A 13,793-nucleotide genomic window follows, 5' to 3' on the forward strand; every position below is an offset into this window, starting at 1 on the left:
ATGCCAACAAGAGCAGCTACTCCTGGTAACACCGCTTGTCTTATAGAAGCTAAATGGCCTTCTAAAATCTCTCTTTTGACCTCTAAACCGATTAGTAAGAAAAAGATAGCCATTAAACCATCATTTACCCAATGGTATAGAGGTTTGGCCAGGTGTAGATTGCCAATGCGTATTTCCAGTGGAATGTGACGAAAGTGTTGATAATATGGAGCGGCGGGACTGTTGCTTAAAATCAGAGCCAATATGGTTGTAAAAATTAATAAAATTCCGCTAAAAGATCCCTTTTTAATGAAGTCCTCAAGGGCTTGAAACCTAACCTCTGGAAGTTTTACTTCAGGAATTAGTCTCATTTGCATAAAAAATATCCTTGATGTTTCGATCTTTTCTCGGAGATCTGGCCAAATACAAAATTTGTTAACTTGAGGAGGTGTAAGATAGTTCTCTTACCAGGAACCTTTCCCAAAAGCTATCCTTTTTGATCGAGACAAACAACAGCCTTCTTTAAGTGCCCGGGGGAAATCAGGGAGGCGTTCTTGTATAGTGGTGCTATAGTGGTGCGCCGGGGAGGACTCGAACCCCCAACCTGCGGATTAGAAGTCCGCTGCTCTGTCCCGTTGAGCTACCGGCGCTCCTGTGAGTACAGAAAGATTTTAATGGTTCCGCCAGGTTTGTAAAGGATTCTTCAGGCAAGCTTTTCTTCGTCTTCACTCGGGGCCGGGGCCCGAACCAGTTCTCTGATCTTCTCGATTTCATTAGCTAGGGCTTGATCTGTCTGGCAGACAGGACAACGTTCTACGTGGCGATTGATGAATTCCATCATCCTTGCAGGGGCCAGGGCATCCTCCATGACCTGATGATACCAATCGCGGACTAACTGCTTAAGTCGTCGGCATTCCATAGAACTTTAGTTGCTCCTTAAGGATTAATGTTTGGCACCTGTTACCCAAAATTAGGCCTTGAGGCAAGGCCAAAAAGCGATTATTTCTCTCTGCTCGAGTATGGGTAATCCCTGGTTTGAGGAACGTCGCGACATCTTCGAGCGCCAAGCCTTGGCCGGTTTTGTTGAGGCCAATCTCTTCTTTAATGAGATCGAAGAAAAGGCCACAGTCTTTGAGGATCTTAAGAGGTGGCTCGGTTGCGAAAAGGACAAAGGTCCGCTCTGGAGGCTCAAGGATGTCTGTCATTCCCTGTGGCGAGATGATTTGGAAGAAAATCCCCGAGGGGTACTCTTCGACTGGCTGGTGGGATCTATCTTCCATGAGGCCATGAAACTCAAAGAAGCCGCCTATCTTCTTGAACGCTATCATCCCCTCTATGAGGCTCTCAAGAAGGACTGGGGTTTCTGCCTCCTAGAAGAGGATTTTCATTACCAAGCCTTCTTCAAGGACATCATAGAGGATAAGGTTCGCCATCTCAAGCGACTCCGGAGCCTCTTCGAACGAGCCCAAAAAGCCTTATTTGCCCTTCTGCCAGACATGAAGGCCAATGCCTTGGTGTTGCGTTTTCTGATTGAGTCCTCCGAGAAGCTGGAAAGGCTTTGGGGACCAGATAGTCTTCTGGAGATCCTAGTGCTGATGTTTCCCGGCCATCCAGAGATGGGCTTTATTCTGGCCGGAGAGAGCTATCTTGAAGGAAACTGGTTTGATGAGGCTAGAAAGGCCTTCTGTTCGGCCCTGAACTTAAACCCTCAGGCCGAGGGGGCCCGCATCGGTCTTTCGCTTCTGGAAAGGCGCTTGGCCGAAGTCAGAGCTAATCGGCGTTATGTGGCCTTTTGAGGCCTTTTATTCTTTGCCACGCCAAAAGACGTTTTTTGATATCCCCCTCAAGGCCTCTATCGCTGGGCTCATAATAGCGACGGCCCTGGAGCCCCTCGGGTAGATATTCCTGAGGGACGTAGGCCCCAGGGTAATCGTGGGCATAACGATAACCGCGGCCATAGCCCAGATTCCGCATCAGTTGGGTTGGGGCGTTGCGGAGATGAAGGGGGACAGGAAGGCTGCCGTATTTTTGGACATCGGCCTGGGCCGTCTTCAGGGCCTGGTAGACAGCGTTGCTTTTAGGGGCACAGGCTAGATAGACCGCTGCCTGGGCCAAGGCTAGCTCCCCTTCTGGAGGCCCGAGGGCCTCAAAGGCCTCTTTGGCCGCCAAGGCTATGCTCAAGGCCTGGGGGTCGGCATTTCCGATATCTTCTGAGGCGCAAACGATCATTCGTCGGGCAATATAGAGAGGATCTTCGCCAGCGGCCAACATCCGGGCCATCCAGTAAAGGGCAGCATCGGGGTCGCTCCCCCGAAGGCTCTTGTGAAAGGCAGAGATAAGATTGAAGTGTTCCTCTGACTGGCGGTCATAAAGAAGGGCCTTCTTCTGGATGGCCTCTTCGACCAGAGAAAGGTCAATGGTTTGGCTTCCCTCCTGGGTGGCCAATATGGCAGCTAATTCCAGATTGTTAAGGGCCACTCGGGCATCTCCATCGGCCTGAAGGACGATATGTTCTAGGGCCTGGGGGGTAATCTCAAGGCTAAGCCTTCCTAGGCCCCGGTCTTGATCCTTAAGGGCCCGAAGGACAATGGCCTTTAGGTCCTCAACGGACAAGGTCTTGAGAATCAGGATCCTTGAGCGTGAAAGAAGAGGGGCAATTACCTGGAAGGAAGGATTCTCGGTGGTTGCCCCAATAAGGATGATGAGTCCAGTTTCTACGTGGGGAAGAAGATAGTCTTGTTGGGCTCGATTGAAGCGATGGATTTCATCAATGAAGATTATAGTCTGTCTTCCAACCTGAGATCGTCTCCGGGCCTCTTCAATTAGGCCCTTCAGTTCCTTGACTCCGGCGGTGACTGCCGAGGTGGAAACAAAATGGGCTCCGGTCTGACGGGCGATAAGGCGGGCTAGGGTCGTTTTGCCGCAACCTGGCGGCCCCCAGAAAATAAGAGAGGGGACGCGACCACTTTTGAGGATCCTCGAGAGAATCTTTCCGGGGCCCAGAAGATGATCCTGACCGACGAAGTCATTCAGATCGGCCGGACGCATCCTTTCGGCCAGAGGGGCCGAATGGCTAAAGAGGCTTTCTTCTAAGATTGGTCTTCTTCTGGGCACTGGCTGGGTCTCGGGCCTTTTTTCTTGCCTAAAAAGAGGCGAGAGAAACAAAAAGTGGTCAGGCTGGCCACAAAACACCAGGAAAAAAGCATAAACAAAAGCGCCTGACCGCTCATCGCTTCCTCCTTTGAGAAAGATAAACCAAAAGCCCCAGAAGGAAAAGGATGCCGACCATTATCTCCCGGGCCACCCAGGCCGTCCAGTGGCTCTGGGCGATGTAAGAGGGAAGGACCTTGAAGAACCACCAGCTGAGGATGAGAAGGAGAAAGGCCGGGGTGACGTAACGCATGATATAGAAAAAAATCCGGGGCAGTTTTATGATCCCTCCCCGGTTTATCTCTCGCCAGGCCTTATCGGCGGGAAAGAGCCAGAAGAAGACCAGAACTTCGATGAGGGCAAAGAGGACGACAAAGAAGGTTCCCGCCCAGAAATCCATCTCATCCAGGGCCCCGGCCAAAAAGATGGGCACGTGGGCAATGCCAAACAAAAGCCCCATGGTGGCAAAGACAGCAAGTCTTCGAGAAAGACGGAATTCATCCTCCAAAAAGGCCACCACCGGCTGAATAATAGCCACCGATGAGGTAAGCCCGGCAAAGAAGAGAAGAAAAAACCAGAGAAAACCAAAGATCTGCCCCAAGGGGATATTCGCAAAGATAGCCGGCAGACTGACAAAGGCCAGGTTAAAGGCTCCAGAGCTGGCAATTACCTGGGCGGCGGTGGCCCCGAAGAAGGCTGCTGCCGCCGGAATGGCAATGGAGCCCCCTAGGACAACCTCGGCCATCTCGTTCAGAGAGGAGGCCGTCAGGGCCGAAAGGGTAAGGTCGTCGTTTTTCTTGAGGTAGGAAGCATAAGTGATAATGGCCCCAAAACCAAGGCTTAAAGTGAAGAAGACCTGGCCGGCGGCGGCCAACCAGACCTTAGGGTTGGAGAGTTCCGACCATCTTGGCTCCCACAGAAAGTTAAGACCCTCGACTGCAGTACCATTCGGGGTCTCCAAGGTAACTACCCGGATCATCAAAACCACGGCCAGAAGAAACAGAAGGGGCATGGCTACCTTGGCCAGACGTTCAATCCCTCCCGAAATACCCTTGATGAGGATAAAGACATTCAGGCCCATGGTGACAAGAAAGAAACAATAGGCCATAAGGGAGGGCTTAAAGATATCTTTGCCCCCGGTGCCAGTGTACTGCTCAAGTAAGGCCTTAAAAGGCCCAAGATATTCTTCAGGGCTCACCCCGGGAGTCATTGTCCCGGCAGGGAGTTTCCCCTGTGCGGCCATAAAGGCATAACCAAGGGTCCAGGACTCTATATAGACGTAATAGCAGGAGACCACAAAGGGGACAAAAAGACCCAAGACTCCTAGATATTTGGCCAGGGGATGAGGCCAGAGGAGCCTGAAGATGGCCGGCGTGGTTCCATGGCCTCGCACCCCTCCATAGCGGCCGATTCCCCATTCAATCCACATCAGAGGGATGGCAATAAGGATGAGGGAGATCATGTAGGGAATCATAAAGATCCCTCCGCCATTCTGGGCGGCCTGGGTAGGGAAACGGAGAAAATTTCCCAAACCCACGGCATTGCCGGCCATGGCCAGAATGAGACCAATCCGTGTGCCCCAATGTTCACGCCGAGACCCCATGCGCCCTCCGGATCTCCTTCTCTTGCCCATAATCGGGCTTAGTAATTAAACTTTTCCTTGGCTTCAAGTAAATTTTCTCCTATCAGGTTGGATAGGAATTCAAGTGTTCGGCCGGGGCCTCAAGTCTAAGACCTAAGGGGGACCAGAGATGGGAATTTATAAGGAGATCAGATTTGATGGGCATACTGTCTTGGTGGGCTTTCCCCAAGAGAAGGATCTTGAGAAGCTCAAGGCCATGGGATACCAGGTGATCGTTGATATTGAACCTGGCCCCAAACCTTTGGCCCAATGGGCCGAAAGGCATGATCTAAAATATATTCCTTTAGAGATTGGCCAGTGCGACTTCAGCAAATGTGATCTCAATGATCAAAGGATTCTTGACTGGCTTAACTTTACGGATCAACTCAAGGAGCCCTATATCCTCAGCACCCATGATGAAGCCTTGGGAGTCTTACTGGTCATCATTCATCAGGCCCTTTGTCAGGGCCATGGGCGATTCTGGATTGAAGATCGCTTTCAATCTCTGGGTTACGGTCTGAGACCGGATCTGAGGCGTTTTTTGGAAGATTTTTGGGCTCATTATGGGATAAAGAGGGTTTGAAGATGAGGGCCCAAGACCTTGCCTCCTATATTGATCATACCCTCTTGCGGCCCACAGCCACCTCTTCGGAAATAAAAAGACTCTGTGATGAGGCCATTGAGTTTGGCTTTGTGACGGTATGTGTCCCGCCGGTCTTCGTCCCCTTGGCCCGAGAGAGGCTCAAGGGCCAAAGCCCTAAAGTTTCCACTGTGATCGGCTTCCCCTTGGGTTTTGAGATGACCCCGGTTAAGGTTCAGGCGGCCAAAGAGGCTTATTTTGCTGGGGCTGTTGAGCTTGATGTAGTCATTAATCTCGCCTGGGTCAAAGAAGGACGTTTGGAATTTGTGGCTGGAGAAATTGAGGCCATCTGTGAGGCGGTCCCTCGGGCGGTGGTCAAGGTGATTATCGAATGTGCCTACCTCATCCAGGAAGAAAAGGTCGCTGTGGTCGAGGCTCTAAGGCAGGGGCGGGCTCATTACATTAAGACCTCTACGGGATTTGGCCCCGGAGGGGCCACGGTTGAAGACGTAAGGCTCATCCGCCAACTCAGCCTCGGAATGAAAAAGGTCAAGGCCGCCGGAGGTATCAGGACTTACTCTCAGGCCCTGGAGATGATTAAAGCTGGGGCCGAGCGCCTGGGGACAAGCTCCGGCGTCCAAATACTCCAAGGGGCCCCTGATCATACTTAAACTTGCAAATTCTTTTCTTATATGTCATAGGCCCATTCTGAACCCCGATTAGCTTTAAACCATTACTTATGGAAAAAGGAGGGATAGATGGAACAGGTTTCTTTGGTCATTGTTGGCGCCGGTCCAGCCGGAATTGCTGCCGCCTGTGAGGCCAAGGCTGCCGGTATCGACAAGGTAGTGGTTTTGGAGAAAGCCCCTCACTTATGTGACACCATAGTCCGTCTTTATCACGAAGGCAAAAGGGTTGACCCTGTCTTTCTTAAAAGAAAGGTTGAGCCCATAGGGCTTCTTTCTTTCGATACGGAATCAAAGGAAGAGTTCCTGGAGAGGATGAAAGGCTTTGTCGAAAAGTATGACCTTGATATCAGATACAAGAGCGAGGTTACCAAAATAGAGAAAGAGGGAGATAGATTTGTCATCTGGGTCAATAGCCAAAAGGCCTTTGAGGCCCCAGTGGTGGTGGTGGCCATAGGGGTTTTTGGGCGTCCGGTAAAACCGAGTTACCCCATTCCCAAAGAGGTGAAAGACAAGGTCTTCTTTGGCATGCCTCTTTCCTGTCCCGAAGGCCAGAAGATACTGGTTGTTGGCGGTGGGGATACCGCCGCTGAGACCGCCTGTTTTTTGTGCGAGAAGAACGAGGTCTATCTTTCTTATCGTCGGCCGCAATTCTTTCGGATAAACGAAGAGAACATGTGTGCCCTTGAGGACAAATGCAAGGAGGGCCGGGTTAACCTGATGATGGCCACAGATATCGAGGGGCTTGAGCCTGCCGAAGGCGGGGTCAAGGTTAACTTTAAAGATGGAAATTCCATGATCTTTGACGCCGTTTATTATTGTTTGGGAGGCTCAACCCCGGAGGCCTTCCTTCAGGCCATAGGGGTTGAGCTTGATGGCAAACGGCCCAAGGTGGCCCCCGATGGGGAGAGTAACATTCCAGGGCTCTTTCTGGTTGGTGACCTAGTGGCCGAAAAGGGGACTATTATGGCCGCCTTCAACTCTGCCAAGACAACCATTGAGGCCATAGCCTCTAAATATGGAGATCGCCTAAAGGCTTAGGCAAGATTGGATCCGGGCTTGAAGCCCGGATCCATCACTTCCCTCTTTTTTGTCCCCCACCAAAAATATTTCTGCTTCAGAAACCAACCCGCTATTCAAAAACTAAAAACCAGAAACCTTAAATCTTGTTTTCTTTTTGAAACAAAGCTACATATTTTCAAGTTTCCTTTTGAAGTGGAGGTGCTCATGGGAAAGATCGACCCTCCCCAGGGGAAGGATCTGGATTCCGTGGCTGAGGAGGTCTTCTCCTCGGAGAAAAGGGAGGATATCTGGGCTATAATCATCGCCTTGATCGTTCTTTTTTTGAGTATGGCCTTTCCCCACCAGATCTACGATCTCTTTAAAAAGGGTCTTTTTATCTTCTGATATAGTCAGGAGGTGTTGATGGGGCTGTGGCGCAGTCTTTTGGTTCCGGATTGGCCCAAATATATCCCTGGGCTTATTCTCTGTATGGTTTTTGCCTTTCTGGCCATGAACCTTGACCACTGGTTGGCCATTCATCACAAGGCTAACGTAGCCTCTCAAAAGATCCCTTTACTTGAAGAAAAAATTCTCCGCCTTAAGTCTCAAGGGGCTCCGTCAGAGGAAATCAGGGCCCTGGAGGCCAGAGTCCAAAAACAAAAGAAGGCCTTGGCTAAGGTCGGGGGGCAAGTGGGTGACCGCTGGGACTGGGCCACATTTCTCTATCAGAAGGCCCAGATAAAGTATGTAGCTATTCTCCTTTTAGGGGGGATCTTTATCCGGAATACTATCGGGATCCCGAAGATATTCTTACCTGGGGTTGGGGTGGCCCGGCCGATAATCAAGCCGGGGATCATCATCCTTGGAGTCCACTATGTCTGGTCAGACGTGATCAAGGTCGGCGGTGTAGGGCTAGTACTCACTGCTGTCTTTATATTTGGTACGGCCATCGTCGTCATGTATCTGTGCAAGCGCCTGGGAGTGCCGGATGGCCTCGGAGGGATTATGGGAGCCGGGACCGGTATCTGTGGGGTCTCGGCCATCATTGCTACCTCTCCAGTAGTCCGGGCCAAACCCCGGGATATGGCCTATGCTATAGGGACAATCCTTCTTTTTGGCACCCTGATGCTCTTTACCATGCCCTATATCGGTAAGGCCTTGGGGCTTTCGGAGCCTCAGTTCGGGGCCTGGGGGGCCATTGCCATTCTTAATACAGCCCAGTTGGTGGCTGCCGCCGAATGGTATGGCCTTGAGGCCAGGGATACGGCTGTTCTTATAAATGTAGCCCGGATCATGTTCCTGCCCCTGATTGTCCTCTATGCCCTTTGGTTCTATATCCTCAGGGCAGGGGACAGTCGTCCGGGCCAGGAGATCAACAAATGGCATCTCATTCGGGACAAGTTTCCCATCTTCATCCTGGGTTTTTTCCTTCTGGTCTTTCTTAACAGCCTACACATAGATTTTCTTGGCGGCCCCAAGGTGGCCGGAAGTCCCTTCTGGGCCATGAATGCTGTCTACAAGTGGTTTTTCGCTATAGGATTTGCCGGTATCGGCCTTTCTATCTCTATTGATGATATGAAGAAGGCTGGTGGTAAGGCCTTTACTATTGGTTTCTTGGCGGCTGTGGCCAAAATGATCCTGGGCCTTATTGCCGTTTATCTTATAGGGACGGATCTTTTGCGGGTCACAGGGGGCCATTGATCTTGGAGTCAAGATTTCTGGTCTGTCTGGATGGTAAACCTCACACCAGACAGGCCATCTTTTGGGCCTTGAGGCTAGCCCGGGCCCTTAAGGCCAGACTGGTTGGCCTTCACGTCCTCGATCCTTACCTCAAGAAATTTTATAATGAACTTTATTCTCAGGGCAGACGAGAGTATCTTCAATATGTTGACTCCTGCCTAGAGGAACTTGCTTACCAAACCTTTTGTGAATTTTCCAACTACTGTTGTCAACAAAAAGTCACCTTTGAGATTAAGGCTAGAGTTGGAGATCCTGGTTGTGAAATTTTAAGCGAACTCCGAGAAAAATCTTATGATCTACTTATTTTGGGACAAAGGAAACTTAGCTTTTGGGATCGCCTTCGCTCAAGAAAACTGCCAGAATATGTAGCCAAACATTCAAATGTTCCAATTTTAATCGTTAAACAGAGTTAGAGATTTTAATTCGTGATATTTTTCTCAGAATCAACTTTTTCTTGACATTTGCATCCTAATAGATGTAATTGAAGGTGATGGCGCTCATCCAAAAAAAATTCAAAGGAGGAGGTTTTATGGTTAGAAAATGGACTTTATGGCCTTTTATCTTAGCCTTTGTTCTCTTTATCTCTTTTACTCTCCGGCCTTCATCCGTTAAGGCTAGTAATGAGGCCGAGATTGAAGCCCTAAAGGCCCAAGTTAAAAAGCTCCTTGAACGTATCGAGGAGTTAGAAAAAAATCAGCAGAAAACTATGAAGGCTGTTGAGCAAAAGGCCCCAGTAAATTGGAAAGCTTATTGGAAAAATGGTTTCCGTATTGATTACAAAGATCCCAAAAGTAATAACGAATATCGATTCCGTTTTCGTACTGGTATCCAACTTCGTTATACTTATCTGGATAGAGATACAGACATTGATGGAAGTGAGGAAAACTACAGTAGCTTTACCATGCGCCGTTTGAGGTTTTTTGTAGATGGCACCGCTCCTAACCGAGATTGGAAGTATTTTGTCCATGTCCAGCTCGAGCCCAAAAGCAAGGTCAATGTTCATGATGCCTTTATCATCTGGCAGAAATATAAGGAGTTTCGGGTCCAGTTTGGACGGATGAAGATTCCTGGGCTTGGTATTGAGTATTGGCAGAGCGGATTTAAGCAAAACGGCACTGACCGGACTATTTTTACCGATGATTCTGAAGGGATCTGGCCTGGATCCATGATCGAGGCCGGAAGAAGAAGCGGCAAAACCTATACTGGAGAGCTTCGGGTTGGTGGTCACCTTCTTGACAACGGTTTTCCCATCGGCGGGATGCTCAATTATCGCTCTCAGGGGATAAATGTCAACGGAATGCTTGATCTGATGGGCAAGAAGCAGTTTCTCTGCTACTGGCTGGGAGTTTACAACGGTCGGGATACCCAGGGTAATCGCAACACCAACAGCGACGACATGCTCTATAGCTTCCGGGTGGGCATCAACTGGTTGCCTGGCTCGGATCCCCGTGGTCCCATGGGACCCAAGACCTTCAATAACTATTTCATGCAAGGCGACTATGGCTATAACACTGCTCCGGCCCTGGCGACCATCTTCTCCGGATTCTGGACCAAGGACCGCCCCAAAGAGTACTACACGGTCAGCGGTGGGAGTGTCTCTGTTAATTCTCTGCGCCACGATATAGAAAACTACGGTTTTGACCTGGCTGTCCTTTATCGCTACCGGGGATTTTCAGCCGATCTTGAGTGGGCCTGGGAGGAGTTTATTCAGGATCCAGACGGTAACATCCAGCAGACTTGGGACCGTTGGGCCTTTCGGGCCAATCTGGGCTACTATATTGTTCCCCGTAAATGGGAGGTGGTGGCTAAGTATGCCTACTTTGAGCGCCTAAGCGATAACAACCCCTATGATTCTATGACCAGTGGTCTTGGCCTAGTTGATCTAGCCAACGGAAAGTATGGCGTTGAGGACTATCTTCAGCAGTTTGTCATCGGTGTCAATCACTATTTCCATGGGTTCAATCAATACATCACCTTTGATATCTCCCTCCTCCAACGCAAGGTTGAAGGGGCAAATGCCGCCGAGGCCGCCAAGGTGGGGCTTACGGCCAGCGACTTTGATAGCGATACCCAGAACGACCTTCGTTTTCGGGTGATGTATCAACACTTCTTTTAAGGCCAGAAGGGGGGCTAGCCCCCCTTCCTAATCCAAAGGGGGTAATTCCGGTGAAAAAGATACTTGTGGGCTATGATGAGTCCCAAGAGGCCAAGAAGGCTCTCTCCATGGCCGCGGATATGGCCCGTTGCTTCGGAGCTGAGCTTATTGTCCTGACGGTGGTTCCGGAGTTTTTTATGCCGGACATAGACTTCGGAACCGATGTGGGGCTCAAGCTCGAGGAAGAGATGGAGAGGACGGCCCGGGCCGCTCTGGCTAAGGTGGAGGAGGACCTTAAGGCAAAAGGTCTCTCCTATGAGCTTCTGGTAGAAAAGGGGCGGCCAGCCAGGGTTATCTTAGAAAACGCCAAAGAAAGGGGGGTGGATATCATAGTTTTAGGATCTCGCGGAAGTGGTCTGACCAAGGCTTTATTGGGAAGTGTTTCCTACAAGGTGGCCCATCATGCCAACTGTAGTGTCGTCTTGGTGAGGTAAAAGAGGGCTTTTTACCTTACGAGGCCTTGTGAAAAATCCTTAAAAAACACAAGGAGGCCTTATGAAAAAGGTATTATCCAGAAAGCTTATTTTTCTGACCTTGTTCCTTACGATTGTAGCCTGGATGGCTTATCTTCAAAGTGGTGTGGCCCAGGGGCCTCATGGCGAAGCCCCAGCGGTTACCGAGTCCCAGCCGGCTCCTGCCCATCAAGGTCTGGGGCCAGCCTCCAAAGATTATGGCCTAAAGGGTAAGCTGGCCAAGCTCATTGCCGGGACTCCGATCTGCTCTGAAGAAGGGCAGAAGGGCTGTATCAATCCCCATGCCCCTAGGGGTTATTTGGGTATTCCAGGGGCCCCCAAACCCAACTTTATTGTTGGGCTCCTCTGGGCCATCTGGGTAGGCTGGATCTTCTCCACGGTAGGGGCCTTTGGTGGAATTATGGCCGGGGTCGGCCATATTACCATCTTCGGTCTGGCTGACTACGCCAAGAGTTTTAAAAAGACCAACCCGGCTCTCAATAAGTTCCTCACCGACACCATTCGGGTCTCCAACATGTTCCTGGTGGGCATCAGTGCCCTGGTCTCGACGATAAACTACTGGCGGATGAAGCGCATTGTTGCCCCACTAGCCATTGCCATGGCTATTGGAGCCGTGGGTGGAGCTGTGGGGATTGCCGAGCTTACTGCCGGAAAGATCAGCCTCAAGGCCTACATCGGCTACTTCGGGCTGGCGGTCTTTGCGGTGGCGGGCTTCATGTGGTACGGGACCACGGAAAAGGCCCGGGCCAAGCGCAAGGCGGCTCGCGAGGCGGCCAAGCGTTTCGAAGAGGCGGCCAAAAAGGGCAGCGGAGGTGATGAAGGGGTTAAGATCGTCCGCTTCAGTCTCACCGAGTGTGTCTTTACCTTCTACGGGGTCGAGTTTAAGTTCAGTCCTCTTTTGGCGGCCCTGGGTGGTTTTGGTATCGCCATAATCGCTGTCTTCCTGGGCATCGGTGGCGGATTCTTGCTTGTGCCCTTTATGACTGACATCGTCAAGTTGCCCATGTTCATCGTTGCCGGAACATCGGCCTTTATCGTCTTGGTGAAGATGATCGTTGGTATCTTCACCTACATCGTCCTTAAAGGGGTGACCGTCTGGTGGCCTTTTATCGGTACGGAGCTTATCGGGATTTTTATCGGCTCCATGATTGGCCCGCGGACCCAGAAGTATATCCCGGATATCTGGCTAAAGAGGCTCTTTGTCCTCTTGGCCATCTATGTTGGTCTGCGTTACACTTCGAAGGGCTTCTTGGGCTACAGCATCGTTCCTCCGTATTAAGTTAAAGAGGGGGGCTTTTGCCCCCCTTAAAAGCCTATTTTATGTTAAGGAAGTGTCGATGATCTCTGAGCTTCAGTTTTATCTTTATCTGGACAAAGTCTTCATCCCCCTTTACCGTCTGGTTTCGGATCCATTGATAGGATTTTTTCTGGGGACCTTTCTGGTGGCCCTGATTACCGTAATTATTGGAGAATTTACCATCTCTTTTGTTTTCCTCTTCAACAAGGCCTACCTTGATCGCTTAAACGGCGAGCTTGTCAAGTGGAACAATCTTTCGGTAGAGGCCATTGAGGCCGGGGATAAAGAGGCCTATAAGATCTTTAATGATCGGGCCAATGAGGTTTTTGGCAAGATCCTCTTTCTCTCCATTGCCTACTCGGCGGCCTCTCTCTGGCCGGCTCCTTTTGCCCTGGGCTGGATGCAGTACCGTTTCTTCTCTGTGGAGTTTCCCCTACCGTTTAAGATCCCCTATCTAGGTGATTCCGTAGGCTATATCTTTGTTTTTGTTCTTCTTTACATCTTGGCCAAGTTAGTCTTTCTCTACCTCAAGCCCTATCTTCCTTATTTCCGAAAGATCAAGGCTATCCTTGACGAATATGATAAAGAAGGAGCTCGGCTTAAGAGTTTTGCCGATCTTATGGAGAAATCAGAGATCAAGAAAGCCGAGTCCTAAAGACCTCCAGAGACTGGCCAGACAAAGAAGTTTTTCCGTCTTTTGAGTCCTACACCCAGGGCCCCTTTGTGAAGGTAAAGGGCCCAGGCCCAGTCGGTCTCAAAGAAACTGGTGGTCGAAGACCAATATACATCCCGGATGCCGACAAAGGGATGTCCTCCAGGGAGGGCCGGGTGGTGGCGTGAACAATCGACCAGGGTCTCGAGTTCGTTTATGTTGGGCAGGCGCCAGTCCGTGCGGCCCTCTAACCGTTGGGCATTGATCCTGGTAATGAGCTCCAAGGCCTGGCTCCAGGTTACCGGCTGGCCGCTGATATCAGCCATTCGGAGCCAGGTGAGGCCGGTGGCCTGATCGAGGACGAGGCCTTCCTTGGTAATAAAGCGTGGTTTGGGCCATGGGGCTCCGGAGCGGACCTCGCCGTCTTGGCCGGATCCGTGACAGGGTATCTGGCGGCC

16 protein-coding genes and 1 tRNA gene are annotated in these 13,793 nt (G+C 50.6%); 11 read left to right on the forward strand and 6 right to left on the reverse strand.

The genetic code is table 11. The annotated features are described in order from the left end of the window. The 3 genes from ACXJJX_RS02305 to ACXJJX_RS02315 all read right to left on the reverse strand — a co-directional run. Positions 1–356 (reverse strand): Na+/H+ antiporter NhaA (locus tag ACXJJX_RS02305; protein ID WP_456431566.1); only part of this gene is annotated, 356 nt, incomplete at its 3' end. A 196-nt stretch (positions 357–552) separates the two neighbouring features. Next, positions 553–629, reverse strand: a tRNA-Arg gene (locus tag ACXJJX_RS02310). 53 nt (positions 630–682) lie between these two features. Beyond that, positions 683–898, reverse strand: coding sequence for a hypothetical protein (locus ACXJJX_RS02315; protein WP_456431568.1), 216 nt, complete (start codon positions 896–898; stop codon positions 683–685). Positions 899–998: 100 nt separating this feature from the next. Between ACXJJX_RS02315 and ACXJJX_RS02320 the strand changes: the two genes are divergently transcribed. After that, on the forward strand, positions 999–1,775 hold the full coding sequence (locus tag ACXJJX_RS02320) for a hypothetical protein (RefSeq protein WP_456431570.1): 777 nt from the start codon (positions 999–1,001) through the stop codon (positions 1,773–1,775). Here the strand turns inward: ACXJJX_RS02320 and ACXJJX_RS02325 are convergent. Both ACXJJX_RS02325 and ACXJJX_RS02330 read right to left on the reverse strand, forming a co-directional pair. Then, positions 1,750–3,093, reverse strand: coding sequence for a replication-associated recombination protein A (locus ACXJJX_RS02325; RefSeq protein ID WP_456431572.1), 1,344 nt, complete (start codon positions 3,091–3,093; stop codon positions 1,750–1,752). The two genes, ACXJJX_RS02320 and ACXJJX_RS02325, sit on opposite strands and share 26 nt — an antisense overlap. A gap of 112 nt (positions 3,094–3,205) precedes the next feature. Further along, positions 3,206–4,732 (reverse strand): sodium-dependent transporter, encoded by a 1,527-nt coding sequence (locus ACXJJX_RS02330; protein WP_456431574.1) that lies wholly within the window; start codon positions 4,730–4,732, stop codon positions 3,206–3,208. 148 nt (positions 4,733–4,880) lie between these two features. Here ACXJJX_RS02330 and ACXJJX_RS02335 point away from each other — a divergent pair, with 148 nt between their 5' ends. The 10 genes from ACXJJX_RS02335 to ACXJJX_RS02380 all read left to right on the forward strand — a co-directional run bounded on the left by ACXJJX_RS02335 (position 4,881) and on the right by ACXJJX_RS02380 (position 13,338). Beyond that, positions 4,881–5,333: a hypothetical protein gene (locus tag ACXJJX_RS02335; RefSeq protein ID WP_456431576.1), complete on the forward strand. Its 453-nt coding sequence runs from the start codon at positions 4,881–4,883 to the stop codon at positions 5,331–5,333. A gap of 2 nt (positions 5,334–5,335) precedes the next feature. Continuing rightward, positions 5,336–6,001 carry a deoxyribose-phosphate aldolase gene (gene deoC / locus ACXJJX_RS02340; protein WP_456431578.1) on the forward strand — a complete coding sequence of 222 codons (666 nt, stop codon included), beginning with the start codon at positions 5,336–5,338 and terminating at the stop codon, positions 5,999–6,001. An 87-nt stretch (positions 6,002–6,088) separates the two neighbouring features. Continuing rightward, a complete protein-coding gene (locus ACXJJX_RS02345; RefSeq protein WP_456431580.1) occupies positions 6,089–7,057 on the forward strand; it encodes an NAD(P)-binding domain-containing protein in 969 nt (322 codons plus the stop codon). Positions 7,058–7,243: 186 nt separating this feature from the next. Next, positions 7,244–7,423 carry a hypothetical protein gene (locus tag ACXJJX_RS02350; RefSeq protein ID WP_456431582.1) on the forward strand — a complete coding sequence of 60 codons (180 nt, stop codon included), beginning with the start codon at positions 7,244–7,246 and terminating at the stop codon, positions 7,421–7,423. A gap of 18 nt (positions 7,424–7,441) precedes the next feature. After that, the gene (locus tag ACXJJX_RS02355; RefSeq protein ID WP_456431584.1) at positions 7,442–8,719 is read left to right on the forward strand and encodes a YeiH family protein; all 1,278 of its coding nucleotides are present in this window, start codon (positions 7,442–7,444) and stop codon (positions 8,717–8,719) included. A gap of 2 nt (positions 8,720–8,721) precedes the next feature. Beyond that, on the forward strand, positions 8,722–9,171 hold the full coding sequence (locus tag ACXJJX_RS02360) for a universal stress protein (protein WP_456431587.1): 450 nt from the start codon (positions 8,722–8,724) through the stop codon (positions 9,169–9,171). Between the two features lie 116 nt (positions 9,172–9,287). Beyond that, complete coding sequence (locus ACXJJX_RS02365) at positions 9,288–10,874, forward strand: porin (protein ID WP_456431589.1); 1,587 nt, start codon at positions 9,288–9,290, stop codon at positions 10,872–10,874. A 50-nt stretch (positions 10,875–10,924) separates the two neighbouring features. Further along, complete coding sequence (locus tag ACXJJX_RS02370) at positions 10,925–11,347, forward strand: universal stress protein (RefSeq protein ID WP_456431591.1); 423 nt, start codon at positions 10,925–10,927, stop codon at positions 11,345–11,347. 61 nt (positions 11,348–11,408) lie between these two features. Then, positions 11,409–12,665: a sulfite exporter TauE/SafE family protein gene (locus ACXJJX_RS02375; protein WP_456431593.1), complete on the forward strand. Its 1,257-nt coding sequence runs from the start codon at positions 11,409–11,411 to the stop codon at positions 12,663–12,665. 58 nt (positions 12,666–12,723) lie between these two features. Next, on the forward strand, positions 12,724–13,338 hold the full coding sequence (locus tag ACXJJX_RS02380; protein ID WP_456431595.1) for a hypothetical protein: 615 nt from the start codon (positions 12,724–12,726) through the stop codon (positions 13,336–13,338). On the opposite strand, the gene ACXJJX_RS02385 is transcribed toward ACXJJX_RS02380, so the two are convergent. Then, the coding region (locus ACXJJX_RS02385; protein ID WP_456431597.1) for an Lcl C-terminal domain-containing protein at positions 13,335–13,793 on the reverse strand (459 nt) is incomplete at its 5' end. The two genes, ACXJJX_RS02380 and ACXJJX_RS02385, sit on opposite strands and share 4 nt — an antisense overlap.

This window comes from Thermosulfuriphilus sp., assembly GCF_054026695.1.